This window comes from Streptococcus pseudopneumoniae (genome assembly GCF_038148935.1).
Lineage (GTDB): Bacteria > Bacillota > Bacilli > Lactobacillales > Streptococcaceae > Streptococcus > Streptococcus pseudopneumoniae_U.
In genome coordinates this window covers 1-20,469 of sequence record NZ_JBBJZX010000033.1, presented here as the reverse complement: position 1 = coordinate 20,469, position 20,469 = coordinate 1, and the positions used below count along the sequence as shown (strand labels likewise).

The window sequence follows — 20,469 nt, the reverse complement described above, 5'->3', positions numbered from 1 at the left end:
CAACAAATAAATGAGCCGGAAGCTAGATAACACTCAATTGTAACCGTCCAATAACGAAGTATATTGAAAAATCTCCAAACTAGAGAACTCACTGATGGTTCCTAATCTGGAGATTTCTTATTTGCACTTTTCTTGTATAGTAGATTGAAATAAGAGACGAACACACTAATTTGACTTCCCCAATTGATTCACCTAATTCCTATTTCATTTTGATGTAACTATTTTTATCGAGACTATAACTCACATACAAAATTTTTAATTTTCGTTTTTAAGAATCTCTTCTAATTTATGATAGTCTTGGACACTATCGATTTCATAGATGCTATTGCCTTCTAATTCTTCAACATAGACATCCAGCTCTTTGATATTGTCCTTAACCATATTGTCCCAGTAGAGATCAACAAATTCACCACTCGCATAAGCCTTGTCGATAAAGCTGACAATCTTTTCTGCAGTTGGAGCATCCCAGAAGGATACACCACTAAGGATGCGGCCTGCCTTACTATCAACAGTAATGTCTTGCACCTTATAGTCATCTCCATAGACCAAGAACCATTCGTTGGTACAATCTTCACGATAAACACTAAAATAAGTCGAACGTATCAAATCATTGCGGAACATATTTTTAAAGAGATAGTTATCTGCATCAATAACATAGCTGTTAGCTAATTCTTCTTTTACAAGATAGAGAGAGTAAAAGTTATTGTAGTCAGCGTATTTATCATTGAAAACGAGGCGAACACCATATTTTTCTTTCAAGTAATCGAATTGTTCTTTAAGGTAACCAACAATGATGATGATGTCATTGATTCCTTTTTCTTTTAAAAACTCAATTTGGTATTCAATCAAGGGTTTTTGATTAACCTGAACCAAGGCTTTAGGGGTATTTTCAGTCATAGGACGCAAGCGAGTTCCCAATCCCGCTGCTAAGATGATGGCTTTCACACGAATCTCCTTTATTCTTTAATAATAATATAAACTCCAGCAATAACGACAAGTGACGTAATAATTGTCAGCATATCTAGTGGTGCACCCAAGAAAACAACTGCAAACAAGACAGTCCATACTACATAGCTCACATTCAAGCCTGTAGCCTTGGCTGGTTGCAAGCGATTGATAGCGATATAATAAGCCAAGTAGGAAATCATATCAAAGGCAGCAAAGACAATCATGAGACCTAGCAATTGTCCATTGGCCACTTCTGCAAATGACTGATGAGAGAAGAGCACAATCACAAGATAGGACAAGAATGAAGTCACTTGACGGATTAAGAGGGCTTCGATTTCACTCAGTTCACTTTCCATGGCAAAAGAGCTAAGGACACTCTCACTCCCCCATGCAATAGCACAAACCAAAGCACAGAGAATTCCAATGTAGAAAGAATTGACCTGTTCAACCTTATAGGTCTGGGCAATAATTCCTCCAATAATCAAGACAATCCCAAACACAGTATTTTTTGAAATCTTGTGCTTTAAAAAGAAGAAAGCCAATAAAACCGAAATCGCAGGATAGATAGCGGATACCGATGAAGCTAAAGAACTTCCGATATACTTAACCGCATAAAGATTGGCCTGCATACCGATAGGGCCTGCTAGCAAGGCTCCGATGATAACACTAACATTGCGAATATTTAAGAAAATTGAGAGACGAACTTTTCCTTCTTTTACCAAGAGAAAAGCTAGTAAGATAAAGATACTCAAGAAATCGTGAGCAGCGGCCACCACAAAGGGCGACAAATCTGTAAAAATCGAAAAGATATAAGCACTAATCGTTAGACCTAAACCCCAGAAAATACCTGAGAGTAGACCAAAAGAAACTCCATTTTTATTTTTCATCAGAACCTCCATAATATGACAAACCTTTAACAGCTCTTTGGTAACGACTCACACCATAGTCACCAAAATCTGCACCTTGCTCTTCTTTGTAGACTGTCCATAGACTCCAAATAGCATCTTGTAAAATTTTATAAATGGCAATCTTTTCACGAGAGACAGGTGTTTGCTCACTCTCATAGTGAGACAAGAAGTCTTCTTCCTCTTGACGAGTGAATTCAGACTCTAAAAAGAGAGCAGCCAAATCCCACATTGGATCGTTCATTGATGAATATTCCCAGTCAATCAGATAAAGTCGTCCTTGTGGTGACTCGATAAAGTTTTCAGGCACCAAATCGATATGACAAGATTTTCTGTCAACACCTAAGTCAGCCAGTCTTTTCTCTAAGGAGAAGACTTCTTCTCGAACAGCTTCATAGTTGGCATAAGGGATTTTTTCCTCAATCAAAGATTCGTATTTTTTGATTTCTTCAAAAGGAGCAAATTCTCCTCTTAATTCCTTGCCAGAAGCATGAATAGTTTGTAATATTGGAGCAATTTTGTCAAATTTAGTCTTGATTGACCTTGAATCAAGCGTAATCGCAGATTCGATATACTCATTTACTTTGATACCAGCTTCAATATCAAAAAGATAATTTTTTACATCTAAGTCTAAATCCTTTAGTAGTTCAAGATTGTACTTTTCATCTTGTCGATTGATAAGCTTTTCTGTCCCTTTACCAAAGAATTTAACAATGTATTGCTTATTTGTTGTTTTGACCAAATAGTTTTGATTGGTCATTCCCCCCAGTTGTTCAACACTGAGGACTTCCTCTTCTTGACTAAGTAGGGAAGAAATTTTTTCTTTAATGATTTTCTCCACAATTAACCTCCAGCACTTATACTTCCCACTTAAACACTGTTTTAAAGGCTGTGTTTAAATCGGTTGCAAAGACACGGTGAATATCTTTAATTTCTCTTACAGGTTCTTCTAGATAAAGGATATTTTTAAGACGATTGGCAAATTTCTTGACTTCCATCATTTGGATAGCATTTTCAAAATCAATGCGACCAGAACGAGAGGACCCAACCAAGAGCAAACCTTTTTCTAAGGCATCGCGTGTATTGAGATTCACTTTATACTCGCTAACTCCCATCATAAGAATCGTTCCCTGAGGACGAATATAGCGAATCAAGTCATTAATTGCTGGTCCAGTACCATCACCACCACAACACTCAAAAGCATGGTCAAAGGCCAAATCTTCAGGAATATTATCAGTAATATAGCATTCTTTGGCAAATGAGAAAAGTTCCAATTTTTCCCAATGACGACCAATAACCACAATCTCTGCTTCTGGCAAAGTATAGTTGATAATATTGGCAACCACAAATGCTAAACTTCCATCTCCGATAACGGCGATTCGGTCCCGCTTGCTATGAGCAAGGGTCAATAGACGATTCATAGCGTGCATGCCGACACTGACAAACTCTGTAATGGCTGCAACCGTATCTTCAATAGCATCATAAGCCACCACACGGTCTTTAGGGAGAGAAACAAACTCTCTCATAAAGCCATCAAAGCCACTGGACAAGAAATGGGTCCCTGTCATGTAGTTCTCATAAAATTCTTCATCACTCTGCATAGGAGGCTGATTGGGAATCATGACAACTTTTTGCCCAACCTCATAGGTTCCTGTCGGGTCAGAAATAACGGTTCCACATGACTCGTGAATCATTGCCATTGGAAGCTTTTTATTCAAAATCTTTGGATCACGTTTTCCTTGGTAGTAACGCTGATCCGCATGACAGACAGCCATGTAGTTAGGGCGGATGAGGATATGATTCTCTTGTTCAATAGCCTCTTCCTGATATTTGACATTGATAAACTTAGGCTTAGTTAGTTGATAAATTTGATTAATCATTTTACTAGTCTTTCTCAATCATACTTTTTGCAATCTTCAAATCTGTTACGGTTGTAATCTTCAGATTTGAGTATTCACCTTTGGCCAAGGCCACATCTTTTCCTTTGATCACAAAGATTTTACATGCATCTGTCAAGATTTCCTTCTCTTCATCAGAAAGAGATCCATAAAGGTCCATGAAGTCCTTGCAACGGAATGTTTGAGGTGTTTGTCCTTGATAAAGGTGAGCACGATTTGGAATATCTGTAATAAATTGGCCATTAGTACTTTCAACGATAGTATCAACCGCTTCTACCACTGTGTCCACTGCGTCATGATTTTGAGCAAGTTTGATATTGTCTTGAATCATGCGAAGTGTAATAAATGGACGAACAGAATCGTGGGTAACAACAATGTCCTCTGGAGTAAGCGGACGATAAGCATCAATGGCTTCAATGATTTTCTCAATACTTGTATTGCGGTCAGCACCACCTTTTGTAATGATGATACGTTCCTTATGAAGAGGAAGATATTTATCTACAAGATCTTCTGCATGAGAAACCCAGTCTCCATGAACCCCAACTACAATTTTTTCAATACTTGGTTCCAAGACAAATTTTTCAATTGTATGAATCAAAATAGGTCGATCACCTAGCTCTAAAAATTGTTTTGGCAAGTTACTGATTCCCATGCGTGTGCCAGTTCCACCAGCAAGAATTCCTGCATAAATCATCTATTTTCTCCTTTGTCTTACTAAAAAAACTTATTCTCTCTATTATACCACAATCTAGTCCTATCATGAAAGAAATACCGACCCTCCCGTTCTAGAATAGAAGGTTTAAGGAGTTCTATTATTCAAAGAAACTAGTCCATTTCTAGTAATGACTAGGAATTCTGTAGTCATTACCGATAAATGGCTGTGAAATTTTAGAGTTCTTCAGAATAATATACTTTCCTTAAAGAAAACTTAAAATTAAGCTTTGAAACTTCAAAGTGATTACTTGACTTATACTCAATGAAAATCAAAAAGCAAACTAGGAAGCTAGCCGTAACTGTACTTGAGTACGGTAAGGCGACGCTGACGTGGTTTGAAGAAATTTTCGAAGAGTATTACTTCCCTTCATTTCTTATTAGCTGACTTTATGATATAATGAAAAACGAGGTAAATTGAATGAAAAGTATAAAATTAAATGCTCTATCCTACATGGGAATTCGTGTCTTAAATATTATTTTTCCCATCCTAACTGGAACCTATGTAGCGCGTGTCTTGGACCGAACTGACTATGGTTACTTCAACTCAGTTGACACTATTTTGTCATTTTTCTTGCCCTTTGCGACTTATGGGGTCTATAACTACGGTTTACGGGCCATCAGTAATGTCAAGGATAACAAAAAAGATCTGAATAGAACCTTCTCTAGTCTTTTTTATTTGTGCATAGCTTGTACAATTTTGACTACCGCTGTCTATATCCTAGCCTATCCTCTCTTCTTTACAGATAATCCAATTGTCAAAAAAGTCTACCTTGTTATGGGGATTCAACTCATTGCCCAGATTTTTTCAATTGAATGGGTCAATGAAGCTCTGGAAAATTACAGTTTTCTCTTTTACAAGACTGCCTTCATCCGTATCCTGATGCTGGTCTCTATTTTCTTATTTGTTAAAAATGAACACGATATTGTTGTCTACACACTTGTGATGAGTTTATCGACACTGATTAACTATCTGATTAGTTATTTTTGGATTAAAAGAGACATTAAACTTGTTAAAATCCACCTAAGTGATTTTAAACCGCTCTTTCTCCCTTTAACAGCCATGTTGGTCTTTGCCAATGCCAATATGCTCTTCACATTTTTGGACCGTCTCTTCCTCGTTAAAACAGGGATTGATGTCAACGTTAGTTACTATACCATGGCTCAGCGAATTGTGACCGTTATAGCTGGGGTTGTAACAGGTGCAATTGGAGTGAGTGTGCCTCGTCTCAGTTACTATTTGGGTAAAGGAGACAAAGAAGCCTATGTTTCTCTGGTTAACAGGGGCAGTCGAATCTTTAACTTCTTTATCATTCCACTGAGCTTTGGACTCATGGTTTTAGGACCAAATGCCATCCTACTTTACGGTAGTGAAAAATATATCGGAGGTGGTATCTTAACCTCTCTCTTCGCTTTTCGGACGATTATCCTGGCACTAGATACCATTCTTGGTTCCCAAATTCTCTTTACAAATGGCTATGAAAAACGTATCACAGTTTACACAGTCTTTGCTGGGCTACTCAATTTGGGCTTAAATAGTCTACTCTTTTTCAACCATATCGTGGCTCCTGAATACTACTTACTGACAACTATGCTATCAGAGGCCTCTCTACTTGTTTTCTATATCATTTTCATCCATAGAAAACAGCTTATTCACTTGGGACATATCTTTAGCTATACTGTTCGATACTCGCTCTTTTCACTTTCCTTTGTAGGAATTTATTTCCTAATTAATTTCTTGTATCCTGTGGATATGATCATTAATTTGCCATTTTTGATTAATACTGGTTTGATTGTCTTGCTATCAGCCATCTCTTATATTGGTCTACTTGCCTTCACCAAAGATAGCATTTTCTATGAATTTTTAAACCATGTCCTAGCCTTAAAAAATAAATTCAAAAGATCATAGGAGTTTAAAATGAAACAACTAACCATTGAAGATGCCAAACAAATTGAATTAGAAATTTTGGATTATATTGATACTCTCTGTAAAAAGCACAGTATCAACTATATTATTAACTATGGGACTCTGATTGGGGCAGTTCGACATCAGGGCTTTATCCCTTGGGACGACGATATTGATTTATCCATGCCTCGGGAAGACTACCAACGATTTATTACCATTTTTCAAAAGGAAAAAAGCAAATATAAGCTCCTTTCCTTAGAAACTGATAAGAACTACTTTAACAACTTTATCAAAATAACCGACAGTACAACTAAAATAATCGATACTCGAAATACAAAAACCTATGAGTCAGGTGTTTTTATCGATATTTTCCCTATGGATCGCTTTGATGACCCTAAGGTCATTGATATTTGTTATAAGCTGGAAAGCTTCAAACTTCTGTCTTTCAGTAAACATAAAAATATTGTCTATAAGGATAGCCTTTTAAAAGATTGGATACGAACAGCCTTTTGGTTGCTCCTTCGACCGGTTTCTCCTCGTTATTTCGCACATAAAATCGAGAAAGAAATTCAAAAATATAGTCATGAGAATGGGCAGTATATGGCCTTTATCCCTTCAAAATTTAAGGAAAAGGAAGTCTTTCCAAGTGCTACCTTTGATAAAACAATCGATTTACCCTTTGAGAATTTAAGCCTTCCCGCACCTGAAAAATATGATACTATTTTGACACAATTTTATGGAGATTATATGACCCTACCACCAGAAGAAAAACGCTTCTACAGTCATGAATTTCACGCTTACAAATTGGAGGATTAGGATGCAGTATTTAGAAAAAAAAGAAATTAAAGAAATTCAACTAGCCCTGCTAGACTATATTGATGAGACTTGTAAGAAACATGATATTCCTTATTTTCTAAGTTATGGAACCATGCTTGGAGCTATCCGCCACAAAGGTATGATTCCTTGGGATGATGATATTGATATTTCTCTCTATCGTGAAGATTATGAGCGCTTATTGAAGATTATTGAAGAAGAAAATCACCCTCGCTATAAGGTTCTTTCATATGACACTTCTTCTTGGTACTTCCATAATTTCGCATCGATTTTAGATACTTCTACCGTTATCGAAGACCATGTTAAGTACAAGCGTCATGATACCAGCCTTTTCATCGATGTCTTCCCAATTGATCGATTTACAGACTTGAGCATTGTCGACAAGAGTTATAAGTATGTAGCCCTTCGTCAACTAGCTTATATCAAAAAATCACGCGCAGTTCACGGTGATAGCAAGTTAAAAGATTTTCTAAGATTATGTAGCTGGTACGCCCTCCGAGTGGTCAATCCCCGTTACTTTTACAAGAAAATTGATCAGCTAGTCAAAAATGCTACAACCAACTCTCCTCAATATGAGGGAGGAATTGGGATCGGTAAGGAAGGAATGAAAGAAGTCTTCCCAGTTGATACCTTTAAAGAACTCATCTTAACTGAGTTTGAAGGTCGTATGTTGCCCGTCCCAAAAAAATATGACCAATTTTTAACTCAGATGTATGGGGATTATATGACACCACCATCAAAGGAAATGCAAGAATGGTATAGTCACAGTATTAAAGCCTATCGTAAAAATTGATTGAGGGCGATTATACAAAGTATTGAGTGAGACTTGGAAAAACTCAATTGTAGGAAAAAATGAAGTAAGTCCCCCCACAACAAAACGCATAATATCAAGGTTTTTCAACACCAGATATTATGCGTTTTCCTTATCTTCTTCAAGACCTTTTGTCCAACTTATTTTCCTATTTATGCTCTTCGAAAATCTTTTCAAACAGTGTCAATGTCGCCTTGCCGTACTCAAGTACAGCCTGCGACTCGTTTGCTCTTTGATTTTCATTGGGTATTAAATTGCTTCTGTGACAAAACTACGGCTTTCCAATACTTTGAGCATGGCGTTAGCTGTATCTAGGGCTGTGAATAGGGGCACTCCGTGTTCAATAGCTGAACGGCGAATCTGCTCACCATCTTCGTCTGCAGTTCGTTTGGTTCCTACTGTGTTAATAATAGCTTGAATTCTTCCTTTACGAACAAAACTTGGAATATCCTTATCGTCATCACCAATCTTACCAACAGGTTGAGCTTGCAGTCCATGACTAGCAAAGAGGGCTGCTGTCCCTTCTGTCGCGAGGATTCCATAGCCAATATTTTGGAAACGACGAGCCAAGTCCAAGGCTTCTTCTTTTGCATCATCAGCAATGGTAAAGACAACATTACCAAAAGTTGGCAAGTGTAAGTAAGAAGCTTCAAAGGCCTTATAGAGAGCTTTTTCCAAAGTCGTATCAGAACCCATAACTTCCCCTGTTGACTTCATTTCAGGACCAAGTAAGCTGTCTACCTTAGCTAGTTTGGTAAAGGAGAAGACAGGTGCCTTGATATGAACGCGGGTGCTTTCAGGGTAAAGTCCATCTTGGTAGCCAAGTTCTGATAAACTTTGACCAAGAATGAGCTTAGTCGCTACTTGAGCAATAGGAATATTGGTCACCTTAGAAAGGAATGGAACGGTACGGCTGGCACGTGGATTGACCTCAATAACATAGACTTTTTCATCCTTGATGACAAACTGGATGTTCATCATTCCAAGGCAGTTAAGACCGATTGCTAGACGTTTAGTATAGTCTGCGATTGTTTCTTGCACCTTTTGCGACAAGGTTTGTGGTGGGTAAACGGCCATTGAGTCACCTGAGTGGACACCGGCACGTTCGATATGCTCCATGATACCAGGAATAAGGACATTTTCTCCGTCTGAAATGGCATCAACTTCACACTCTTGTCCAACGATATAAGAGTCTACAAGGACTGGATGGTCAGGACTAGCCTTAACCGCTGTACGCATGTAAGAACGAAGGTCTTCTTCGTTTTCAACGATTTCCATAGCACGACCACCCAAGACATAAGATGGGCGAACGAGGACTGGGAAACCAATCTTGCGAGCTGCAAGTACTGCTTCTTCTTCATTGGTAGCCGTTTGTCCTGGTGGCTGTGGAATATCCAAATCTTTAAGAGCTTGCTCGAAGAGGTCACGGTCTTCGGCGCGGTCTAGGTCAGCAACTTGCGTTCCCAAAATAGTCACACCTGCTTTTGCCAATGGCTCCGCAAGGTTGATAGCTGTTTGACCACCGAACTGAACGATAACTCCCTTTGGTTGCTCCAAGTCGATGACATTCATAACATCTTCGAATGTCAATGGCTCAAAGTAAAGCTTGTCTGATACAGAGAAGTCTGTAGAAACGGTCTCTGGGTTTGAGTTCATGATGATGGCTTCATAGCCAGCCGCCTGGATAGCCTTAACAGAGTGAACGGTTGCGTAGTCAAACTCAACCCCTTGCCCGATACGGATTGGACCAGAACCTAGGACAAGTACAGATTCTTTATCAGACTTGATAGACTCGTTTTCCCAACCATAGGTTGAATAGAAGTATGGTGTTTCAGAGTCAAATTCTGCCGCACAAGTATCGACCATCTTATAAACAGGAACAATCTTGTTATCCAAACGAAGCTGACGGACTTGGTCTGCAGTCGTTTCCCAAAGTTCAGCAATCTTACGGTCTGAGAAACCATTGAGTTTGGCATTTTTCAAAACGTCTAAATCTTGTGGATGGGCACCTAATTCTTGCTCAATTTCAAAGATATGCAAGAGTTTATCCAGATAGAAGATATCAATCTTAGTTAATTCAGCGATTTCCTCTGGTGTGTAACCACGGCGAATGGCTTCTGATACGTAGAAGAGGCGGTCATCTTGGGCTTTGACTACTTTTTCAATCAAGGAATCATCAGAAACTGCTGCAAGTTCAGGTATTTCATTGTGGTGCACCCCAATTTCAAGGGAACGACAAGCCTTAAGAAGCGACTCTTCGATGTTACGACCAATCGCCATGACTTCTCCAGTGGCCTTCATCTGAGTACCAAGACGACGCTCACCCTTTTCAAACTTGTCAAATGGGAAACGTGGAATCTTGGCAACAACGTAGTCAAGGGCAGGCTCAAACATAGCATAGGTTGAACCTGTAACTGGGTTGATAACTTCATCCAAGGTCAAACCTACTGCAATCTTGGCAGCCAACTTAGCAATTGGGTAACCTGTCGCTTTAGAGGCAAGGGCTGAAGAACGAGACACACGAGGATTTACTTCGATAACATAGTACTTAAAACTATGTGGATCAAGGGCTAGCTGGACGTTACATCCACCTTCAATCTTGAGGGCACGAATAATGCTCAAGCTTGCGTCACGAAGCATTTGGTTTTCATAGTCTGACATGGTTTGGGCAGGGGCAAATACAATGGAATCCCCTGTGTGAATCCCAACTGGGTCAAAGTTTTCCATGTTACAAACAACCAAAGCATTGTCAGCTGAGTCACGCATAACTTCGTATTCGATTTCCTTGAAACCTGCGATTGAACGCTCAATCAAACATTGGGTAACAGGTGACAATTTCAAACCATTTTCAGCGATTTCACGCAATTCTTCCTCGTTGGCACACATACCACCACCAGTACCACCAAGTGTAAAGGCTGGACGGACGATGACTGGGTAGCCAATTTTTGCTGCAAAGGCAACTGCTTCTTCGACTGTGTTGACAATTTCAGATTCTGGGATTGGTTGGTTGAGTTCTTCCATCAATTGTTTAAAGAGGTCACGGTCCTCCGCTTGATCGATGGCAGATAGTTTAGTACCCAGAAGCTCAACACCAAGCTCATCAAGGATACCATTTTTAGATAATTCCATGGCCATATTGAGCCCTGTCTGACCACCGAGTGTGGGGAGCAAGGCATCTGGACGTTCCTTACGAAGAATACGTGTCACAAACTCAAGTGTAATCGGTTCAATGTAAACCTTATCAGCAATTTCCTTGTCCGTCATGATGGTTGCAGGATTTGAGTTAACCAAGACAACCTCATAACCTTCCTCTTTCAACGACAAGCAAGCCTGGGTCCCAGCGTAGTCAAACTCAGCAGCCTGACCAATAATAATCGGACCAGAACCAATCACCATAATTTTTTGAATATCAGTACGTTTAGGCATAGTTTATGATACAAAGCCCGTAAAGAACACAGTGAAAATAGAAAACTCGGTGCAGACGCCTTTAGCGTCAAGACGATGTTTATCTTTTTCACACAGTTCTTAGGGCGTGTTCACTTCCGCGAACAATGTATCGTCTCCTTTCTATTCGGCAACTCTCGGGTTGCCATTAAATAAATTCTCCGACGAGCTTTTACTCGTTCTTAGTTTGATTGTTTAAAAGCTTCCATCATCTCGATAAATTCGTCAAATAGGTAGCTAGCGTCATGAGGACCAGGAGCTGCATCTGGATGGTATTGAACAGAGAAAGCAGGTTGGTATCTGTGACGCACACCTTCAACTGACTTATCATTGATTTCTTCGTGGGTGATAATCAAATGCTCTGGCAAATCCTCACGGCTAACTGCATAACCATGGTTTTGACTTGTAAAATCCACACGTCCTGTAGCAATTTCACGTACTGCATGGTTAAATCCACGGTGACCAAATTTCATCTTGTAAGTCTTAGCCCCGTTTGCCATAGCAAAAAGTTGGTGTCCCATACAGATACCAAAGATTGGGATTTTTCCTTGCACACCACGAATCATATCCAGTGCTTGTGGAACGTCTTCGGGGTTACCTGGACCATTTGACAACATAACTCCGTCAGGATTGAGATGGAGAATTTCTTCAGCCGTTGTTGAATAAGGAACAACCGTCACGTTACAGTTGCGTTTAGAAAGTTCACGTAGGATTGAGTGCTTGAGACCAAAGTCCACTAGCACCACGCTCAAACCAACTCCTGGAGCTGGATATGAAGTTTTAGTAGAAACCTGCTTGATATTGTCTGTCGGCAATACTGTTGCTTGGAGCTGGTCCGTCACATGATCCATGCTGTCCCCAACATGAGTCAAGGTTGCACGCATAGTACCATGCTTACGGATAATCTTGGTAAGGGCACGCGTATCAATCCCTGAAATACCCGGAATTTTCTTGGCTTTCAAAAATTCATCTAGCGTCATTTGGTTGCGCCAGTTGCTTGCTCTACGCGCTTCTTCAAAAACAACGACTCCCTTACAAGTTGGAATAATGGATTCGTAATCATCACGGTTAATTCCATAATTTCCCACCAAAGGATAAGTAAAGGTCAAGATCTGTCCATTATAAGACTGGTCTGTAATGGATTCTTGATAGCCGGTCATCCCTGTGTTAAAGACAATTTCACCTGTTACATCGATATCTGCTCCGAAGGCCTTGCCTTCAAAAACTGTGCCATCTTCTAATACTAGAAGTCTTTTTGTCATATTTTCACCTCTCGTGGACGCTCACTGGCGTCTTTTAACGTCTTGTGTTTTAGTTGGCGTTTCTACTCGCCAGTACGGATTCTAAGATTGCCATTCGAACAAAGACACCATTGGTCATTTGTTGGACAATCCGTGATTTTGGTGCTTCAACCAAGTGATCTGCGATTTCTACATCACGATTGACTGGAGCTGGGTGCATGAGGATTGCTGTTTCTTTCAAACGGTCATAACGTTCTTGAGTCAAGCCATGTTGGGCATGGTAGTCTTCTTTTGAAAAGACAGCTCCACTATCATGGCGTTCATGTTGCACTCGGAGAAACATCATAACATCCACCTGATCAATGATTTCATCAATGGTTACAAACTGTCCATAGTCTGCAAACTCTTGACTTCTCCATTTCTCAGGTCCAGCGAAAAAGAGTTCAGCTCCCAAGCGTTTCAAAATCTGCATATTGGATTTGGCAACACGTGAATGATCCAAGTCACCTGCAATCGCAACCTTGAGACCCTCAAAGTGGCCAAATTCCTCATAAATAGTCATCAAATCAAGCAAGCTCTGGCTAGGATGTTGTCCCGAACCATCTCCACCATTGATAATGGAAGTCGTAATCGTGGGACTTGCAATCAAATCTCTGTAATAATCGACCTCAGGGTGGCGAATCACACAGACATCCACTCCTAAAGCAGACAGAGTCAAAATAGTATCATAAAGTGTTTCACCTTTATTAACCGAACTAGTCTTCACATCAAAGTCAAGTCGTTCCAATCCCAGTTTAATCTCTGCCACTTCAAAGGACTTATGCGTCCGTGTAGAATCCTCAAAGAAAAGATTGGAAACAATCGGATGGTCCTCGTAGGGAAGCTGAGCTCCGTTTTTAAACTCAATTCCTCGCTTGATCAATTTCATCACTTGATCAACAGTGAGGTCTTCCATGGATACCACATGGTTCAATGCTTGTTGATTTTCTGACATGGCTACTCCTTTAGCTTTCTAAGCTTCTTCAGTAATCAGAACTCTGTCTTGGCCATCAAGTTCTGCCATCTCTACGATGATTTCTTCAGAACGACTAGTTGGGATATTTTTTCCAACGTAATCTGGACGGATTGGCAATTCTCTATGTCCTCGATCGACTAGAACTGCTAAACTCACGCGCGCAGGACGACCATGACCGACAATATTATCAATAGCAGCACGGATGGTACGGCCTGTATAAAGCACATCGTCCACCAAGATAACTTCACGGTCTGTCACATCAACAGAAACCAAAGAAGTATCTTCTCCACTTTTAACATCATCACGGAAAGGTTTGGTATCCAATTCCACAACAGGAACTGAAAGATTTTCTAGCTGTTCCAAACGTTCTTGGATTCGGTGGGCGATAAAGACACCGCGAGTTTTAATACCAGCCAAGACGATTTTATTCAAATCTTTGTTGCGTTCGATAATCTCATAAGTAATACGCGTAATCGCTCGTTTGACGGTCAATTCATCTACAACTTCTTTTGTCTTCATGACAAACCTCCAAAAAGAAAAGTCTCCTTAAACAAGGAGACTTGAAATGTATAGCTAAGTAAGCCCTACTGCAAACAGTATAGACTTCACCCTACTACTTAATCGTTCTCCTTGCCTGCCTCACGGGACAGGTTTAAAGGAATATTTAGTTATCAAATACTATAGCACAAAGCATGCTTAAAATCAAGCAAAAACTTTTGATCCCCCATCTTATAAATTGCTAAAATCATATAATTGTGGGTACTGGTCACACTCTGGATTTTTAGGATGGCAAATGGCTCTTCCAAAATAAATCATAGCCTGATGGGCAGCTAACCACTGCTCCGGTGGCAAGATATCCATGACCCGCTTTTCCACCTCAAGTGGTGTCGCTGATTTTTTGACGATATCGTGGTGTTTGCAAATACGCTCCACATGAGTATCCACTGCAAAAGCTGGAATCCCAAAGCCCACACTCATGACAACATTGGCTGTCTTGCGACCAACACCAGCCAAACTCTCTAATTCCTCACGTGTTTGAGGGACTTGACCATCAAAATCGTCTAGTAACTGTTGGGCACATTTTTTAAGGAATTTAGCCTTATTTCGATACAGTCCCAGGCGAGAAATGTGTGAGGCAATCTCACTCTCTGTCGCAACAGACATGGCTTGTGGCGTTGGAAAGGCAGCGAAGAGACCTGGCGTGGCTTTATTTACCGCTGCATCCGTTGTCTGAGCTGACAACATGACCGCAACCAAGAGTTCAAAATGATTGGTGAAATCAAGACTAGGCTTGGCATCTGGAAAAAGAGCAATGATTTCTTCTAGCACTTTTCGTGCTCGTTTTTTTGACAAGACCATTATTCGTCTCCGTCAAATAGTCCTTGTAAGCCAGCAAAAGGACTGTTTTCTTCTTTCTTGACTGCTTGTTGGACTTGGTATTCTTCCTCTGTCATGATTTGCCAGTCATTTCCTGAAACAAATCCTTGACCAGCCTCTTCTTCAGCCGTCAAGACCTTGATAGGAATGTTTAGTAGGATATTGTCTGATACGCTCTCAGCAAGGTCAAGTTCTCCATTTTCGATAGGCAGGACCAAGTCATCGTCTAAAACTTCCTGATCTAGTTGGTTAGTTGCGCCTTCCATGAAAACTTCCGTTACTGGATAAGATTCAACTAACTCAACTGGCTCCATACTGCGACTTGAAGCAAGAACAATGGTATAAGATAGTTGATAATCTAAGAAATACATACGGTCTTCGTACTGTACTTTCCCAACAGCAAGGATATCTTTTACATCTAAAATTTCTTGATTACGTGCACGCAGGTCTGCGGCTAAGTCTAATGTTTGTTCAAAATGCAAGCCTTCAGACTGCTTGCGAATCTCTTGAATATTTAATTTCATACTTCCTCCATAAAGATTTACTCTCTTGATTATACCATGAAAAGGCTACAAATCAGCCCACCAAACTTTATAATTAAAATTCGATTTTTTAACATATTTACTACGATATTTTTGTTTTTTAGTTCTATACTATAGGAAAGAATACATAAGAGCAAGGAGGATGCTCATATGGAAGACAAAGAACTCGGTACTAATGCAACCCAACTCCTATCCGAGTTAAATAAATAAAAGCTACCAAAACTGTAAACAGGGTAGGGCAGATGATATTCGACTACAAGAGCTACTAAATACTACTCTGCAAGAGCTCAAAAAAGCGGAAAAGTTGAACAACAGTATCTTAATAGACCTTGAGAAATTTTACCAACCTACCAGTCTTCTGATAGGTCTCGGTAGCCTAAAACTCAACGACCAAGCACGTATCTCTTGGCACAACTATGATAAATTCCATTACGATCATGTCAAACACGTACTAAGTCTTTAGGTACCTGTTTTTGGATTTTAAAGCATAGAATTTCCAGTTTTCTGTTGACAAAATATCCTGAAAGGTATAGGATAGAGGTACAAATACTCGGAGGTAAGGGAGACATGAACAACTAAGTCTATCAAATAAAGAACCTTTATTTAGTAGATCTTGTTTTTGTCTCTTTTTGTGTGCTCTTTTATGCTCTTTCTTCTGGCATTTTATACTCAATGAAAATCAAAGAACAAACTAGGAAGCTAGCCGCAGGTTGCTCACAGCACTGCTTTGAGGTTGTAGATAAGACTGACGAAGTCAGCTCAAAACACTGTTTTGAGGTTGTGGATAGAACTGACGAAGTCAGTAATCATATCTACGGTAAGGCGACGCTGACGTGGTTTGAAGAGATTTTCGAAGAGTATTAATAGAGTTTTTTTGACATAGACATTGGCTCTACTAGGTAAAGTAGAGCTTTTTGTTATGCACTATTGATATTCTAGAAAGGGCAATCATATGATAAACATCAATCACCTGACCATCACACAAAACAAAGATCTACGAGACCTTGTCTCTGATTTAAGCATGAGCATCCAAGACGGGGAAAAGGTAGCTATTATTGGCGAAGAGGGAAATGGCAAATCAACCTTACTTAAAATTTTAATGGGGGAAGCTTTGTCTGATTTCACTATCAAGGGAGACATCCAGTCTGACTATCAGTCACTGGCCTACATCCCTCAAAAACTCCCCGAGGACCTGAAAAAGAAAACTCTACACGACTACTTCTTTTTGGATTCTATTGATTTAGACTACAGTATCCTCTATCGTTTGGCGGAGAAGTTGCATTTTGATAGTGATCGTTTTGCTAGCGACCAAAAGATTGGCAGTCTATCAGGCGGCGAATCTTTGAAAATTCAGCTCATCCATGAGTTAGCTAAACCCTTTGAGATTCTATTTTTAGATGAACCTTCAAACGACCTAGACCTTGAGACGGTTGATTGGCTAAAAGGTCAGATTCAAAAGACCAGGCAAACTGTTATTTTCATCTCCCATGATGAAGACTTTCTTTCTGAAACGGCAGATACTATTGTCCACTTGCGACTGGTCAAGCACCGAAAAGAAGCTGAAACTCTAGTAGAGCATTTAGACTATGAGAGCTATAGTGAGCAGAGACAGGCTAATTTTGTCAGACAAAGTCAGCAAGCTGCCAACGATCAAAGAGCCTACGATAAAACCATGGAAAAACATCGCCGAGTCAAGCAAAATGTAGAAACTGCACTTCGAGCTACTAAAGATAGTACTGCCGGTCGCCTATTGGCTAAAAAGATGAAAAATGTTCTCTCTCAAGAAAAACGCATTGAAAAGATAGCTCAGTCCATGACTCAAAAACCACTTGAAGAGGAAGAAATCAGACTTTTCTTCTCAGATATACAGTCATTACCAGTTTCTAAAGTCTTAATCCAACTGGAAAAGGAAAATTTGGCCATTGGCGACCGAGTTTTGGTTCAAAAACTACAACTAACTGTCCGTGGACAAGAAAAAATCGGTATCATCGGCCCAAATGGTATTGGGAAATCAACTCTGTTAGCCAAATTACAACAACTTCTGAATGATAAAAGAGAGATTTCGCTTGGTTTTATACCACAAGATTACCACAAAAAACTGCAACTGGATTTATCCCCAATAGCCTACCTCAGCAAAACTGGAGAAAAAGAGGAACTACAAAAAATCCAATCTCACTTAGCTAGTCTCAATTTCAGTTATCCAGAAATGCAGCATCAAATTCTCTCCTTATCTGGCGGGCAGCAGGGTAAACTCCTGCTTTTGGATTTAGTCTTGCGTAAACCAAACTTTCTCCTGCTGGATGAACCTACACGAAACTTTTCTCCAACTTCTCAACCCCAAATCAGAAAACTCTTTGCAACCTATCCAGGCGGTATCATCACTGTTTCGCATGACCGTCGTTTCTTAAAAGAGGTCTGTTCATGCATCTATCGCTTGACAGAACATGGTTTGGAGGTAGTTAATTTAGACGATTTATAAATTTGCAACATAGTAAAAATCCAGAGATGACCTCTGGATTCTTTTTACATATGTTTTAAACGTTCAATCCGTTCTGAAATAGGTGGGTGGGTGTAAAAGAGTTTTTGGAACCCTCCACCTTTCTTAGGATCATTGATATAAAGTGCACTGCTGGCATCATCGACAGGACGACTCATGGGTTTACTATTGTCTAACTTACGTAGGGCATTAATCATTCCTTGAGGATTGCGCGTCAACTCAACACTGGAAGCATCAGCTAGGAATTCCCTCTGACGAGAAATAGCTAGTTGCACCAAGGTTGCAGCGAGAGGAGCCAACACGATAGCTAGTAGAGAAACCACGAGCATAATGATTTCAAGACCATTTCCATCTCTATCATCGTCACTTCGTCTGCGACCTGCTCCACCCCACCACATCATACGACCTGCCATACTAGAAAGCATGGTGATAGCACTAGCAAGGGCAACAGCAATAGTCGAAATACGAATATCGTAGTTACGAATATGACTGACTTCATGTCCCATAACAGCTTCTAGTTCTTCACGATTCATGATAGCTAGGAGACCTGAAGTCGCAGCAACCGCTGCGTTTTGAGGGTTAGAACCTGTCGCAAAGGCATTTAAGGCTGGATCATCAATGATGAAAACACGGGGCATAGGAATCTGAGCGACCATAGCCATATCTTCCACTACATGGTAGAGGTCTGGTGCCATTTGCTCATCAACCTCACGCGCTCCATTCATGGACATGACAATCTCTGTCGATTGAAAAATCATGGACAAGGCATAGATAAAGCCGACAATCAGTGCGATAACCAAACCACCAATCCCAGACCGCATAAAGAGGTAACCAACCGCATAGCCAACAAGAGCTAAAAGTAGGAAAAATACCAGCAACAAAATCCAGGTTTTTCGTTTATTGCTTGCAATTTGATCAAACAACATCTTAGTCACCTAAACCGCTAAAATCAACTTTAGGAACTGCCTTTTCCTCTTCTGGTGTTTGAAGGAAATCTGCTGCTTTAAATCCAAACATTCCAGCGATAATATTGCTTGGGAAAGTTTCTAATTTTACATTGTAGTTGCTGACAACACTGTTATAGAGTTGACGAGAGTAAGAAATTTTATTTTCTGTATTGGTCAACTCCTCTTGCAATTTAACAAAGTTGGCACTAGCTTTCAAATCTGGATAGCTTTCTGCAACTGCAAAAATACCTGAAACCTGACGAGTAAGGGCATCACTAGCTTTCATAGCTTCTGCTGGTGAAGTCGCTGCCGCCACTTGGTTACGTAGTTCTGCCACCTTTTCAAGGGTAGAACCTTCATATTTGGCATAACCTTTTACAGTCTCAATCAAGTTTGGCAAGAGGTCATTTCGACGTTTCAACTGAACATCAATCTGGCTCCAAGCCTCCTTGGTTTGCATACGATTTTTAACCAAACCGTTATAGCTAACAATCACAAAAATAATAATAAGAGCGACAACTCCAAGAATAATCCAAGTCATTATATAAGTCCTTTCTACTTTTAGATTAGTACCAGTATATCAAATTTTTTATGATTGTGGTAAAATAAGATGATACTAAAGAAGGAAATAACTATGAAACCAGAAACATTTTACAACTTGCTTGCCGAGCAGAATCTTCCACTTTCGGACCAGCAAAAAAAACAATTTGAACGTTATTTTGAACTCTTGGTCGAATGGAATGAAAAAATTAATCTAACAGCTATTACAGACAAGGATGAAGTTTATCTCAAACATTTTTACGATTCGATTGCACCCATCCTTCAAGGCTTGATTTCAAATGAAAATATCAAATTGCTTGATATTGGAGCTGGGGCAGGATTTCCTAGTCTGCCGATGAAAATTCTCTATCCTCAGCTAGATGTGACCATCATTGATTCACTCAATAAGCGCATCAACTTCCTGCAACTTTTGGCCCAAGAACTGGATTTGGACGATGTTCATTTCTACCATGGACGTGCCGAGGATTTTGCCCAAGACAAGAACTTCCGTGCTCACTATGATTTTGTAACAGCTCGTGCGGTTGCCCGTATGCAGGTCTTGTCTGAATTGACTATCCCCTACCTTAAAGTTAGTGGCAAACTATTAGCACTCAAGGCCAGCAATGCGCCTGAGGAATTATTAGAAGCTAAGAATGCCCTCAACCTCCTTTTTAGTAAGGTCGAAGACAATCTCAGCTACGCCCTACCAAATGGAGATCCGCGCTACATCACAGTGGTAGAAAAGAAAAAAGAAACGCCCAACAAATACCCACGTAAGGCTGGCATGCCAAATAAACGCCCGCTTTAAATTTTTAAGTAAAAAATATTTACAAAATCAGCCTCGCTCTTTTAT

20 protein-coding genes are annotated in these 20,469 nt (G+C 39.9%); 7 read left to right on the top strand and 13 right to left on the bottom strand.

The annotated features are described in order from the left end of the window. Window positions 1-255: 255 nt before the first annotated feature. From WKI42_RS05165 to WKI42_RS05145, 5 genes are read right to left on the bottom strand one after another with little or no spacing between them, the layout of a single operon-like run. Window positions 256-945 (bottom strand): sugar phosphate nucleotidyltransferase, encoded by a 690-nt coding sequence (locus WKI42_RS05165; protein WP_368081351.1) that lies wholly within the window; start codon window positions 943-945, stop codon window positions 256-258. Window positions 946-956: 11 nt separating this feature from the next. Next, a complete protein-coding gene (locus WKI42_RS05160) occupies window positions 957-1,835 on the bottom strand; it encodes a DMT family transporter (protein WP_004269680.1) in 879 nt (292 codons plus the stop codon). Further along, window positions 1,825-2,694, bottom strand: a complete 870-nt coding sequence (locus WKI42_RS05155) for a phosphotransferase family protein (protein WP_267240152.1) — start codon at window positions 2,692-2,694, stop codon at window positions 1,825-1,827. Before WKI42_RS05155 ends, WKI42_RS05160 begins: the two co-directional genes overlap by 11 nt. Before the next feature lie 16 nt (window positions 2,695-2,710). Then, window positions 2,711-3,733 carry a ribitol-5-phosphate dehydrogenase gene (locus tag WKI42_RS05150; protein ID WP_172922424.1) on the bottom strand — a complete coding sequence of 341 codons (1,023 nt, stop codon included), beginning with the start codon at window positions 3,731-3,733 and terminating at the stop codon, window positions 2,711-2,713. Between the two features lie 4 nt (window positions 3,734-3,737). Next, a complete protein-coding gene (locus tag WKI42_RS05145; RefSeq protein ID WP_024057711.1) occupies window positions 3,738-4,445 on the bottom strand; it encodes an IspD/TarI family cytidylyltransferase in 708 nt (235 codons plus the stop codon). Between the two features lie 438 nt (window positions 4,446-4,883). On the opposite strand from WKI42_RS05145, the gene tacF reads away from it, so the two are divergent. From tacF to WKI42_RS05130, 3 genes are read left to right on the top strand one after another with little or no spacing between them, the layout of a single operon-like run. Next, complete coding sequence (gene tacF, locus WKI42_RS05140; RefSeq protein WP_173283449.1) at window positions 4,884-6,371, top strand: type IV teichoic acid flippase TacF; 1,488 nt, start codon at window positions 4,884-4,886, stop codon at window positions 6,369-6,371. Window positions 6,372-6,380: 9 nt separating this feature from the next. Continuing rightward, window positions 6,381-7,184, top strand: a complete 804-nt coding sequence (locus WKI42_RS05135) for a phosphorylcholine transferase LicD (protein ID WP_368081350.1) — start codon at window positions 6,381-6,383, stop codon at window positions 7,182-7,184. 1 nt (window position 7,185) lies between these two features. Continuing rightward, window positions 7,186-7,995, top strand: a complete 810-nt coding sequence (locus tag WKI42_RS05130; RefSeq protein ID WP_368081349.1) for a phosphorylcholine transferase LicD — start codon at window positions 7,186-7,188, stop codon at window positions 7,993-7,995. 267 nt (window positions 7,996-8,262) lie between these two features. Here WKI42_RS05130 and carB read toward each other — a convergent pair whose 3' ends face one another. From carB to WKI42_RS05100, 6 genes are all read right to left on the bottom strand, one after another. Next, window positions 8,263-11,439 carry a carbamoyl-phosphate synthase large subunit gene (gene carB / locus WKI42_RS05125; protein WP_368081348.1) on the bottom strand — a complete coding sequence of 1,059 codons (3,177 nt, stop codon included), beginning with the start codon at window positions 11,437-11,439 and terminating at the stop codon, window positions 8,263-8,265. Between the two features lie 200 nt (window positions 11,440-11,639). Then, window positions 11,640-12,719, bottom strand: a complete 1,080-nt coding sequence (locus WKI42_RS05120; RefSeq protein ID WP_000166853.1) for a carbamoyl phosphate synthase small subunit — start codon at window positions 12,717-12,719, stop codon at window positions 11,640-11,642. A 49-nt stretch (window positions 12,720-12,768) separates the two neighbouring features. Then, entirely contained in the window at window positions 12,769-13,692 is a 924-nt protein-coding gene (locus WKI42_RS05115) for an aspartate carbamoyltransferase catalytic subunit (RefSeq protein WP_173254239.1), read from the bottom strand. An 18-nt stretch (window positions 13,693-13,710) separates the two neighbouring features. Beyond that, window positions 13,711-14,232 (bottom strand): bifunctional pyr operon transcriptional regulator/uracil phosphoribosyltransferase PyrR, encoded by a 522-nt coding sequence (gene pyrR, locus WKI42_RS05110; RefSeq protein WP_000850023.1) that lies wholly within the window; start codon window positions 14,230-14,232, stop codon window positions 13,711-13,713. Between the two features lie 210 nt (window positions 14,233-14,442). Next, entirely contained in the window at window positions 14,443-15,072 is a 630-nt protein-coding gene (gene nth / locus WKI42_RS05105) for an endonuclease III (protein WP_000244443.1), read from the bottom strand. After that, entirely contained in the window at window positions 15,072-15,614 is a 543-nt protein-coding gene (locus WKI42_RS05100) for a DUF177 domain-containing protein (RefSeq protein WP_368081347.1), read from the bottom strand. Before WKI42_RS05100 ends, nth begins: the two co-directional genes overlap by 1 nt. Before the next feature lie 220 nt (window positions 15,615-15,834). On the opposite strand from WKI42_RS05100, the gene WKI42_RS05095 reads away from it, so the two are divergent. The 3 genes from WKI42_RS05095 (at window position 15,835) to WKI42_RS05085 (ending at window position 18,111) form a co-directional block, all read left to right on the top strand. Further along, window positions 15,835-16,095, top strand: a complete 261-nt coding sequence (locus WKI42_RS05095) for a helicase BlpT (RefSeq protein ID WP_419986648.1) — start codon at window positions 15,835-15,837, stop codon at window positions 16,093-16,095. A gap of 209 nt (window positions 16,096-16,304) precedes the next feature. Further along, window positions 16,305-16,496 (top strand): hypothetical protein, encoded by a 192-nt coding sequence (locus WKI42_RS05090; RefSeq protein WP_061439162.1) that lies wholly within the window; start codon window positions 16,305-16,307, stop codon window positions 16,494-16,496. 88 nt (window positions 16,497-16,584) lie between these two features. Then, the gene (locus WKI42_RS05085) at window positions 16,585-18,111 is read left to right on the top strand and encodes an ATP-binding cassette domain-containing protein (RefSeq protein ID WP_368081346.1); all 1,527 of its coding nucleotides are present in this window, start codon (window positions 16,585-16,587) and stop codon (window positions 18,109-18,111) included. Window positions 18,112-18,155: 44 nt separating this feature from the next. On the opposite strand, the gene htpX is transcribed toward WKI42_RS05085, so the two are convergent. Both htpX and WKI42_RS05075 read right to left on the bottom strand, forming a co-directional pair. Then, window positions 18,156-19,055, bottom strand: a complete 900-nt coding sequence (gene htpX / locus WKI42_RS05080; protein WP_368081345.1) for a zinc metalloprotease HtpX — start codon at window positions 19,053-19,055, stop codon at window positions 18,156-18,158. Between the two features lies 1 nt (window position 19,056). Then, window positions 19,057-19,617 (bottom strand): LemA family protein, encoded by a 561-nt coding sequence (locus WKI42_RS05075; protein WP_368081344.1) that lies wholly within the window; start codon window positions 19,615-19,617, stop codon window positions 19,057-19,059. Window positions 19,618-19,710: 93 nt separating this feature from the next. Between WKI42_RS05075 and rsmG the strand changes: the two genes are divergently transcribed. Next, complete coding sequence (gene rsmG / locus WKI42_RS05070; RefSeq protein WP_262080094.1) at window positions 19,711-20,424, top strand: 16S rRNA (guanine(527)-N(7))-methyltransferase RsmG; 714 nt, start codon at window positions 19,711-19,713, stop codon at window positions 20,422-20,424. Window positions 20,425-20,469: the final 45 nt, after the last annotated feature.

What these genes read in the sequence shown, in the direction of transcription:
- WKI42_RS05160 (WP_004269680.1), bottom strand. Translation starts at nt 1,835, where the DNA reads ATGAAAAATAAAAATGGAGTTTCTTTTGGTCTACTCTCAGGTATTTTC.
- WKI42_RS05150 (WP_172922424.1), bottom strand. Translation starts at nt 3,733, where the DNA reads ATGATTAATCAAATTTATCAACTAACTAAGCCTAAGTTTATCAATGTC.
- WKI42_RS05145 (WP_024057711.1), bottom strand. Translation starts at nt 4,445, where the DNA reads ATGATTTATGCAGGAATTCTTGCTGGTGGAACTGGCACACGCATGGGA.
- tacF (WP_173283449.1), top strand. Translation starts at nt 4,884, where the DNA reads ATGAAAAGTATAAAATTAAATGCTCTATCCTACATGGGAATTCGTGTC.
- WKI42_RS05135 (WP_368081350.1), top strand. Translation starts at nt 6,381, where the DNA reads ATGAAACAACTAACCATTGAAGATGCCAAACAAATTGAATTAGAAATT.
- WKI42_RS05130 (WP_368081349.1), top strand. Translation starts at nt 7,186, where the DNA reads ATGCAGTATTTAGAAAAAAAAGAAATTAAAGAAATTCAACTAGCCCTG.
- carB (WP_368081348.1), bottom strand. Translation starts at nt 11,439, where the DNA reads ATGCCTAAACGTACTGATATTCAAAAAATTATGGTGATTGGTTCTGGT.
- WKI42_RS05120 (WP_000166853.1), bottom strand. Translation starts at nt 12,719, where the DNA reads ATGACAAAAAGACTTCTAGTATTAGAAGATGGCACAGTTTTTGAAGGC.
- WKI42_RS05115 (WP_173254239.1), bottom strand. Translation starts at nt 13,692, where the DNA reads ATGTCAGAAAATCAACAAGCATTGAACCATGTGGTATCCATGGAAGAC.
- pyrR (WP_000850023.1), bottom strand. Translation starts at nt 14,232, where the DNA reads ATGAAGACAAAAGAAGTTGTAGATGAATTGACCGTCAAACGAGCGATT.
- nth (WP_000244443.1), bottom strand. Translation starts at nt 15,072, where the DNA reads ATGGTCTTGTCAAAAAAACGAGCACGAAAAGTGCTAGAAGAAATCATT.
- WKI42_RS05100 (WP_368081347.1), bottom strand. Translation starts at nt 15,614, where the DNA reads ATGAAATTAAATATTCAAGAGATTCGCAAGCAGTCTGAAGGCTTGCAT.
- WKI42_RS05090 (WP_061439162.1), top strand. Translation starts at nt 16,305, where the DNA reads ATGAAAATCAAAGAACAAACTAGGAAGCTAGCCGCAGGTTGCTCACAG.
- WKI42_RS05085 (WP_368081346.1), top strand. Translation starts at nt 16,585, where the DNA reads ATGATAAACATCAATCACCTGACCATCACACAAAACAAAGATCTACGA.
- htpX (WP_368081345.1), bottom strand. Translation starts at nt 19,055, where the DNA reads ATGTTGTTTGATCAAATTGCAAGCAATAAACGAAAAACCTGGATTTTG.
- WKI42_RS05075 (WP_368081344.1), bottom strand. Translation starts at nt 19,617, where the DNA reads ATGACTTGGATTATTCTTGGAGTTGTCGCTCTTATTATTATTTTTGTG.
- rsmG (WP_262080094.1), top strand. Translation starts at nt 19,711, where the DNA reads ATGAAACCAGAAACATTTTACAACTTGCTTGCCGAGCAGAATCTTCCA.